Source organism: Intrasporangium chromatireducens Q5-1 (assembly GCF_000576575.1).
GTDB lineage: Bacteria > Actinomycetota > Actinomycetes > Actinomycetales > Dermatophilaceae > Intrasporangium_A > Intrasporangium_A chromatireducens.
The window spans coordinates 1-8,620 of sequence record NZ_AWQS01000167.1 but is presented as its reverse complement, the minus strand read 5'-3'; the positions used below and the strand labels follow the sequence as shown (position 1 = coordinate 8,620).

Annotated in this window: 8 protein-coding genes; 3 read left to right on the top strand and 5 right to left on the bottom strand. The window is 70.7% G+C overall.

The window, feature by feature from the left end; translation table 11 throughout:
- Positions 1-82 precede the first annotated feature (82 nt).
- From N864_RS16090 to N864_RS16070, 5 genes are all read right to left on the bottom strand, one after another.
- A complete protein-coding gene (locus N864_RS16090) occupies positions 83-661 on the bottom strand; it encodes a hypothetical protein (RefSeq protein WP_034719066.1) in 579 nt (192 codons plus the stop codon).
- Between the two features lie 61 nt (positions 662-722).
- Complete coding sequence (locus tag N864_RS16085; RefSeq protein WP_034719065.1) at positions 723-1,979, bottom strand: toxic anion resistance protein; 1,257 nt, start codon at positions 1,977-1,979, stop codon at positions 723-725.
- Positions 1,980-2,233: 254 nt separating this feature from the next.
- Positions 2,234-3,034: a dioxygenase family protein gene (locus N864_RS16080; protein ID WP_034719064.1), complete on the bottom strand. Its 801-nt coding sequence runs from the start codon at positions 3,032-3,034 to the stop codon at positions 2,234-2,236.
- A gap of 166 nt (positions 3,035-3,200) precedes the next feature.
- A complete protein-coding gene (locus N864_RS16075) occupies positions 3,201-3,644 on the bottom strand; it encodes a VOC family protein (RefSeq protein WP_034719063.1) in 444 nt (147 codons plus the stop codon).
- A 21-nt stretch (positions 3,645-3,665) separates the two neighbouring features.
- The gene (locus tag N864_RS16070; RefSeq protein WP_034719062.1) at positions 3,666-4,130 is read right to left on the bottom strand and encodes a helix-turn-helix domain-containing protein; all 465 of its coding nucleotides are present in this window, start codon (positions 4,128-4,130) and stop codon (positions 3,666-3,668) included.
- A gap of 150 nt (positions 4,131-4,280) precedes the next feature.
- Between N864_RS16070 and N864_RS16065 the strand changes: the two genes are divergently transcribed.
- The 3 genes from N864_RS16065 (at position 4,281) to N864_RS16055 (ending at position 8,594) form a co-directional block, all read left to right on the top strand.
- A complete protein-coding gene (locus N864_RS16065) occupies positions 4,281-4,739 on the top strand; it encodes a GyrI-like domain-containing protein (RefSeq protein WP_034719060.1) in 459 nt (152 codons plus the stop codon).
- 187 nt (positions 4,740-4,926) lie between these two features.
- The gene (topA, locus tag N864_RS16060; protein WP_034719059.1) at positions 4,927-7,677 is read left to right on the top strand and encodes a type I DNA topoisomerase; all 2,751 of its coding nucleotides are present in this window, start codon (positions 4,927-4,929) and stop codon (positions 7,675-7,677) included.
- 101 nt (positions 7,678-7,778) lie between these two features.
- Positions 7,779-8,594 (top strand): PIG-L family deacetylase, encoded by an 816-nt coding sequence (locus tag N864_RS16055; protein WP_034719058.1) that lies wholly within the window; start codon positions 7,779-7,781, stop codon positions 8,592-8,594.
- Positions 8,595-8,620: the final 26 nt, after the last annotated feature.

Below are 8,620 nucleotides of genomic sequence, written 5' to 3'. Positions count from 1 at the left end.
CCGCCGGGTCGACCCCGGCCGCGCGGGCGGCCTCGTCGAGCTCACGCAGGCTCCGCTCCAGTGCGGACGTCGTCGTCATCTGCTACTCCGGTGGGGCGAGGCGGCCGGGAAAGGTCTGCGAGCCGGGGCCGTTCGGCAAGGTCTGCGGCGTCGGGTCCGGCGCGTCGAGCCCGAGGGAGCCGCCACCGGAGCCGGCCCCGAACTTCTGCTCGAGGAACTGGCCGTGCACGATGATCGCCTCCGCGTCGGAGCGCAGCACGGCGTCATACACCTTGTCCATCGTCGCACCGAGCAGGTCGAGCTGGTCGACGAGGAGCATGACCGAGCTCTTCCCGCCGGCGATCGGCCGAGTGTCGGCCCAGTCGCGAGGCAGGCGCAGGTAGTTGCCGATCGCGACGGGCAGGTAGTCGGTCGCGGTGGCCATGACGCTGTAGCCCTGGGTGCTGCCGATGCCGAGGTCGGCGAGGCGGGGCACGGTGTCGCGGACGATCCTGGTCACCCGCAGCAGCCGGGACAGCACGACCCCGGGCACCTGCCCGTCGCGGGCCTGCTGCTCCACGCGGTCGAGCGCGCCGAGGAGCTGGTCCTCGGTCGGCGGTCCGGGGCGTGGCGGAGCCGGTGCTTCGGGCTCGCTCCGCCCGAACCACGATCGGATCCCCACCCTGCGTCGTCCCTTCGGTCCTAGGTCATCGGGTCAGTCGGTGCTGGTCAGACGGTGCCGGTCAGCGGCGCGGGCCGCCGAGGTCGAGCGCGCCCGCGCCGACACCCGAGGCCTGCCGCTGGTCGTGCGCCGCGACCCGGTCGAGGTAGTCACGAGACTTGGCGACCTCGGTCTCGAGGGTGCCGATCGTCGCGGCCATGGTGTCGAGCGCCTTGACCTTGAACGTGTCGATCGCGTCCATCGTCTCGTAGATGTTGGCGAAGGCCCGCTGCAGCTGCTCGATCCCGATCGTCGAGCTCGCCGACTGCTCCTGGATGCGCGCCGAGTTGGTCTTGAGCATCTCGGAGGTCCGCTCGATCAGACCGGACGTCGTCGTGTTGAGCGCGGTGATCTGGTCGAGGACGAGCTGCTGGTTGTTCAGGGCCTGGGCGACGATGACCGCCGTGCGCAGCGCGGACACCGTCGTCGTGGTGGCCCGGTCGACGCCCTTGATGAGCTCGATGTTGTTCTTGATGATGATGTCGATCGCGAGGTAGTTCTGGATCGACACGGCCAGCTGGGTCAGCAGGTCCTGGTGCTTCTGCCGGACGTAGAACAGGACGTCCTGACGCAGCACCTCGGCCTTCTCCGGCTCGGTCGCGTCGAGGGTGGCGATCTCGGCGGACAGCTTCGCGTCGAGCCGCTCGGCGACGTAGACGTACTGGTTGAGCCGGCCCATCGACTCCCAGAGCGACTTCTTCTCGAGGTTGAGGGCGACATTGTCCTTCTGCAGCTCGTCCTGGCCCGACTGGAGCGAGTGGAGGATGCCATTGAGGTGGCTCTGCGACGACTGGTACTTGCGGAAGTAGTCGGTGACCTTGTCCCCGAACGGGATCATGCCGAGGAACCGCTTGGCCCCCGTTGCCTGGCTCGGGTCGAGGTCCTCGACGGTGCGGCGCAGGTCGAGCAGCGTCTTGCCGACCTGCGAGCCCTGGGAGAGGGAGCCCTCGTTGAGCGCCTTGACGGGCATGCGCAGCATCCGGTTGGAGGACTCGGCGGCGAAGCGGACCTCGTCGTTGCCCATCGTCCGGACATCCGCGGCCTTCGCCTCGAACTGGGGGGACCGGAGCTCGGCCTTGAGGAGGGAGTCGAGGTAGCCGTCGACCTTGGCGTCCAGCCCGGGCAGCGCGGTCTCCGGGACGGCCGGTGCCATCTTCGGAGCCGCCGTCTCGGCCACGGTCTGGGGCGGTGCCGGCGCGGTCAGCGTGAAGCCCTCCGGTGGCGCGAGCGGTGCAGGTGCGGCCTGCGCAGCCTGGGCGCCAGTCGGCTGGTCGGTCATGAGGTGTCCTTCCCCTTTGTCTCCCGGCCCCGTGCGAGACGTGGACCGACAACCCGAGCCCGCTGAGCGGCATACGGCGACTGCTCAGCGGGGCGTAACCGTCACTCTACGGTGCGCCCGCATCGGACGGGACGGCCCTCGCCGGAGTTCCCGGAGGTGGACCGCGACCCGGAGTCAGGGGAGGTTCCGGGCCGCGGCCACGGGCTGGTGAGGTTCGCCTCGGGTGAACGCGTGGGAGGCGGTCCGGGGTTCCCTCAGGCGAACTGCCAGGACCGCTTGGACAGGCCGAACCAGAAGCCGTCGATGACGCTCTTGTTGTCGAGGCCGGCGGACTCGTAGGCCGCGCCGAGGGAGACGAACAGCGGCGCGAAGTGCTCGGTGCGGGGGTGCGCCTCGCGGGCGGCGGGAGCCTTGGCGAGGAAGTCGAGCAACGCGTCGACGTCCTGGGCCGCCATCGCCTCGCGGGCCCACTGGTCGAACTCGGCGCTCGCCTGCGGGGGCGTGCCGTCGGGCCCCGCGGCCGGGTTGAACCAGCGCAGGTTGTGGGTGGTGAAGCCGGAGCCGACGATGAGCGTGCCCTGGTCGCGCAGCGGGGCGAGGCGCCGCCCGATGTCGAACAGCCCGCGCGGGTCGAGGGTGGGCATCGACATCTGCAGGACCGGCACGTCGGCCTGGGGGAACATCTCCTTGAGCGGGACGTAGGCGCCGTGGTCGAGACCGCGCGACTCGTCGCGGTGGACCGGGGTCGAGGCCGTCTGGCCGGGCGCGGTCAGCAGCTTGGTCACGTCGTCGGCGAGGCCGGGCGCCGTGGGCGCGTCGTAGGTCACCTCGTAGTACTTGCGGGGGAAGCCCCAGAAGTCGTAGACGAGCGGGGCGCCCGTCGTCGAGCCGAGCGTGATCGGCGCGTCCTCCCAGTGGGCGGAGACCATGAGGACGTTCTTCGGCTTCTCGAGCGCGCTCGACCAGCTCGCCAGCTCGGCGGTCCAACGGCGGTCGTCCGCGAGCGGCGGGGCGCCGTGGCTGAGGTAGATGACGGGGGTCTTGGTGTCGCCCACGAGGACTCCTTCGTGAAGTTGAATCATAAACTATCACGAGAACGCTTGCCTGACCCCCATCATTCCCCGTTCCCTGAGCGCGCGCTGGCGCTCAGGGAACGGTATGTCGCTGAGCGGGCTGGTGCTTGCCAAAGCGCCTCCCGCTCTCCGGGCGCTTCGCGCCGGCTCAGTCCAGGTCGTCCCGGGTCATCGCCTCGGGGTCGAACTCCTTCGGCTCGACGAGGACGATCCAGTTGCCGGAGTTGTCGCGCATCAGGGCCTCGACGCCGTAGGGACGGTCCGCCGGCTCCTGGAGGAACTCCACCCCCTTGGCGCGAAGGTCCTCGTACGTCTTGCGGCAGTCGTCGACGTGCAGGCCGACGCCGGGGAGGCCGCCGTCGTCCTGGGCGCGCCGCATGGCCTCGACGAGCTCCGGGGAGAGCGGTTCGCCGGGCGTGGTGAGGTGGAGGTGGAGCTCCGGCTGCTCCGGGTGGACGACGGTCAACCAGCGGAAGTCGGGCCCGAGCTGGACGTCGTCGCCCTTCCGGAAGCCGAGCACGTCCGTGTAGAAGGCGAGTGACTCGTCCAGGTCCTTGACCCAGACGCTGACGAGAGAGACGTTGGTGATCATGGGGCGACGCTATTGCGGGGATCAGCTGTCGCGCTTCTCCCCGATTGCGGAGCCGTCGCCGTCTGCGGTGCGGCGTTCGGCCAGCCCCCACATGAAGACGTAGCGGCCGGGGATCCGTGGGGCGCCGGTCCCGGCATATCTCTTCTGGAAGTCCCGGGGCGTCTCTCCGGTCACCGCGCTGAAGCGGCTGCTGAACGACCCCAGGCTGGCGAACCCGACGGCGATGCAGACCTCAGTCACCGTGAGGTTGGTGGTCCGCAGCAGGTCCTGGGCTCGCTCGACCCGGCGCTCGGAGAGGTAGGCGGCCGGGGTGCGGCCGTAGGTCATCCGGAACAGGCGCAGGAAGTGGTACTTGCTGAGCCCTGCGATCCGGGCGAGCGTGTCGAGGTCGATCAGCTCGGCGTAGTGGCGGTCGATGTGGTCCCGGGCCCGGCGGAGGTGGACGAGCACGTCGGCGGGCGCTCGTGGCGTGGGGCCGCTGGGCATGCTCCAGTCTGGCCCAGGCGGGGACGGCAGGGCCACCCGTCGGCAGGCGGGCGTGCCGCGCCGGGCGGTGCCCAGGTGCGGGCGGTACCCAGGTGCGGGCGGGACCATCGGCCCTTTCGGGGGCCGGGTGATCCGCCGGAGCATGGCCCCATGACGCACATCGAGCTGACCCAGCACCGGGAGCAGGACACGGCGGTCGTGGACGACCGGGTGCCGACCGACCAGATCAAGGAGCTCTTCGCACGGGCCCTGCCCGCGGTCATGGCCGCCCTCGCCCAGCAGGGAGGCCACCCGGTCGGGCCGCCCTTCGCGAAGTACTTCGGCATGCCGACCGACACGGTCGAGGTCGAGGTCGGCTTCCCAGTCGCCTCGGCGGTGGCGGAGACCGACGGCGTCACGCGAGGCACGCTGCCCGGCGGGCCCGTGGTCCGGACGCTCCACGTCGGTCCCTACGACACGCTGCCGGAGACGTATGACGCAGTCATGACCTTCATGAAGGAGGAGGGCCTCGAGCCGGCCGACGCGATGTGGGAGGTCTACCTGTCGGACCCGGCCGCGCAACCGGACCCCGCGACCTGGCGCACCGAGGTGTGGTGGCCCGTCGCCTGACTCCCGCACTCCATGACTCCTGCACCGACGACTCCTGCACCGATGCCTCCTGCCCCGATGCCTCTTGCACCCGACATGTGGAAAGGGGGAATGGCGAAGCCAGCCCAGCCTGTTACGGTCAGGTCGCGTCCACGTCGGAGCAGCGACGAATCCGCTGCACGTGAGAGCAGGAAGAGCAAGGTTGCGCATGGCTGCAGGCAAGGGCCGCAAGCTCGTCATCGTCGAGTCGCCCGCGAAGGCGAAGACGATCGCGGGCTACCTGGGTGGCGACTTCGACGTCGAGGCGTCGGTCGGCCACATCCGGGACCTCCCCAACCCGTCGGAGCTGCCGGCGGACATGAAGAAGGGGCCGTTCGGCAAGTTCGCCGTCGACGTCGAGAACGACTTCGCGCCGTACTACGTCGTCGACCCGGACAAGAAGAAGAAGGTCGCCGAGCTCAAGCGGCTGCTCAAGGACTCGTCCGAGCTCTACCTCGCCACTGATGAGGACCGCGAGGGCGAGGCAATCGCCTGGCATCTGCTCGAGGCGCTCAAGCCGCGTGTGCCGGTGCGACGCATGGTCTTCCACGAGATCACCCGGGAGGCGATCCAGCGCGCCGTCAACAACACCCGTGAGCTCGACCTCGACCTCGTAGACGCCCAGGAGACCCGGCGCGTCCTCGACCGGCTCTACGGCTACGAGGTCAGCCCCGTGCTGTGGCGCAAGGTCCGCCAGGGCCTGTCCGCCGGTCGGGTCCAGTCGGTTGCGACCCGGATGGTCGTCGAGCGCGAGCGGGAGCGGATGGCGTTCGTCCGGGCGTCCTACTGGGACGTCGAGGGCGAGTTCACCCCGGACGGGGCGGCGCAGCAGTTCACGGCGCGGCTGACCTCCGTCGACGGTGCGCGGGTGGCGAGCGGCCGTGACTTCGCCGACGACGGCCGCCTCACCGGCAAGGGCGTCGTCCACCTCGACCGCGACCTCGCGACCCGGATCGCCGAGGCCGTCGCCGCGCACAACGCCCGCGTCACGGACGTCGCCGAGAAGCCCTACACGCGCAGACCGTCCGCACCGTTCACGACCTCGACCCTCCAGCAGGAGGCGTCCCGCAAGCTGCGGATGAGCTCGAAGAACGCGATGCGCGTCGCCCAGCGCCTCTACGAGGGCGGCTACATCACTTACATGCGGACCGACTCCACGACGCTCTCGGACGCCGCGCTGACCGCCGCCCGCAGCCAGGCCCGCGACATGTACGGCGCCGAGTACGTCCCGGACTCGCCGCGTCGCTACGAGAAAAAGGTCAAGAACGCCCAGGAGGCGCACGAGGCGATCCGGCCGGCGGGCGACCGGTTCCGCACCCCGGCCCAGGTCGCCGGTGAGCTGCGCGGCGACGAGTACGCCCTCTACGAGCTGATCTGGAAGCGCACCGTCGCCTCGCAGATGGCCGACGCCCGCGGCTCGACCGCGACCGTCCGGCTCAGCGTCGACACCGCGATCGAGGGCGCCGGCTCCGTCGAGTTCAGCGCCTCCGGCACCGTCATCACCTTCAAGGGCTTCCTCGCCGCCTACGAGGAGGGCCGCGACGACGAAGCCGCCGCGCGCGCCCAGGCTGCCGAGGAGGAGCGTCGGCTGCCGAAGCTCTCGACCGGCGTCGCGCTCGAGGTCATCCGCGCCGAGGCCGAGGGTCACGAGACCACGCCGCCGGCCCGCTACACCGAGGCGACCCTCGTCAAGGCCATGGAGGAGCGGGGGATCGGCCGCCCCTCGACCTACGCCTCGACCATCGGCACGATCCAGGACCGGGGCTACGTCTACACCAAGGGCCAGGCGCTCGTGCCGACGTGGCTCGCCTTCGCCGTGACCCGACTGCTCGAGGAGCACTTCGGCGAGCTCGTCGACTACGAGTTCACCGCCTCGATGGAGGAGGACCTCGACCGGATCGCGAACGGCGAGCAGGGCCGGGTCGACTGGCTGCGCCGCTTCTACTTCGGCGAGGAGGCGACCTCCGGCGAGGGCCTCAAGCAGCTCGTCGACGACCTCGGCGACATCGACGCCAAGGAGATCTCGACGATCCCGATCGGCGACGGCATGGTCGTGCGGGTCGGCCGTTACGGCCCGTACGTCGAGGAGGTGGCCCCCGCGGGCGTCGACGCGAGCACCGGCGAGGTCGCCGACGGGGCGGACCCCAGCGCGACTCCTCGGCGCGCGACGATCTCCGACGACATCGCGCCCGACGAGATGACCCCGGAGAAGGCCCGCGAGCTGCTCGCCCAGGCGGCCGACGACGGGCGCGTCCTCGGCCGTGACCCGCAGACCGGCCACGAGATCGTCGCTCGCGCCGGTCGCTACGGTCCCTACGTCAGCGAGGTCCTCCCCGAGGAGCCCGAGGACGCGGAGAAGCCGAAGGGCCGCGGCCGCAAGGCAGCCAAGGCCAAGCCGCGCACCGCCTCGCTCTTCAAGGACATGGACCTCGCGACGATCGACCTCGACACGGCGCTCAAGCTGCTCAGCCTGCCCCGCGTCGTCGGCACCGACGCGGAGGGCGTCGAGATCACCGCGCAGAACGGCCGCTACGGGCCCTACCTCAAGAAGGGCACCGACTCCCGGTCGCTCCAGTCGGAGCAGCAGCTGTTCGACATCACCCTCGAGGAGGCGCTGGCGATCTACGCCCAGCCCAAGCAGCGGGGCCGCGCCGCCGCGGCCGCACCGCTCAAGGAGCTCGGCACCGACCCGGTCAGCGGCAAGCCGGTCGTCGTCAAGGACGGCCGCTTCGGTCCGTACGTCACCGACGGCGAGACGAACGCCACGCTGCGCAAGGACGACGACCCCGCGGAGATCACGCCGGAGCGCGGCTACGAGCTGCTCGCCGAGAAGCGCGCGAAGGGCCCGACGACCCGCAAGCGCACGACGCGAAAGACCGCCAAGCGCACCACGAAGAAGACCGCTGCCAAGCGCGGCTGACCTTCCAGCGCAACGGAACTCAGCGGCATACCTCCTCCTCGGGGGGTATGCCGCTGAGCTCGCTTTCGCGTCTGTCGGACCTCAGTGGGAGGCTGGGACCCATGTCGACCATCGTCTTCGTGCACGCCCACCCCGACGACGAGGCCTCGCAGTCCGCGTGCTCGATGGCCCGGGCCGTGCAGGAGGGGCACCGGGTCGTGCTCGTCATCGCGACGAACGGTGACCACGGTGAGCCGGCGGCCGACCTCGCCGAGGGAGAGACCGTCGTCATGCGCCGCCGCAAGGAGGCCGAGGCGTCGGCGGCCGCCATCGGCACGCACCGCATCGTGTGGCTCGGCTATGCCGACTCCGGCATGACCGGGTGGGACCAGAACGAGCACGAGGGCGCCTTCATGCAGGCCGATGTGGAGGATGCCGCCGGGCGCCTCGCCGAGGTGCTGCGCGAGGAGCAGGCGGACGTCGTCATCGGCTACGACTGGCACGGCGGCTACGGGCATCCCGACCACGTGCAGTCGCACCGGGTCACGAAACGCGCCGCCGAGCTCGCGGGGACGCCGCGCTACCTGGAGGGGTCGATGAACCGCGACGCGATGACCCGCTCGTTCGAGGCGGCGGTCGCGGCCGGCATGGACGTCGGCGACTGGGACCCGACCGGCCCGATGGACGACGGCAACCCGATGGGCACGCCGGAGGCCGAGCTGCACTGGGCCTGCGACCTGCGCGAGTGGGTCGACGTGAAGCGCAAGGCACTGGAGGCGCACTCGAGCCAGACGAGCGACGTGGGGATGATCCTCGCGATCCCCGAGGACGCGTTCCGCGAACAGTTCGGGTGGGAGCACTACCTCGAGCCGGCCCGCCCCGCCGGCATGGTCGTCGGCTGGTTCCTCGACCCGGAGCTGGTCACGGCGACCGCCTGACCGTCGAAGGGCCACCAACCGACGAA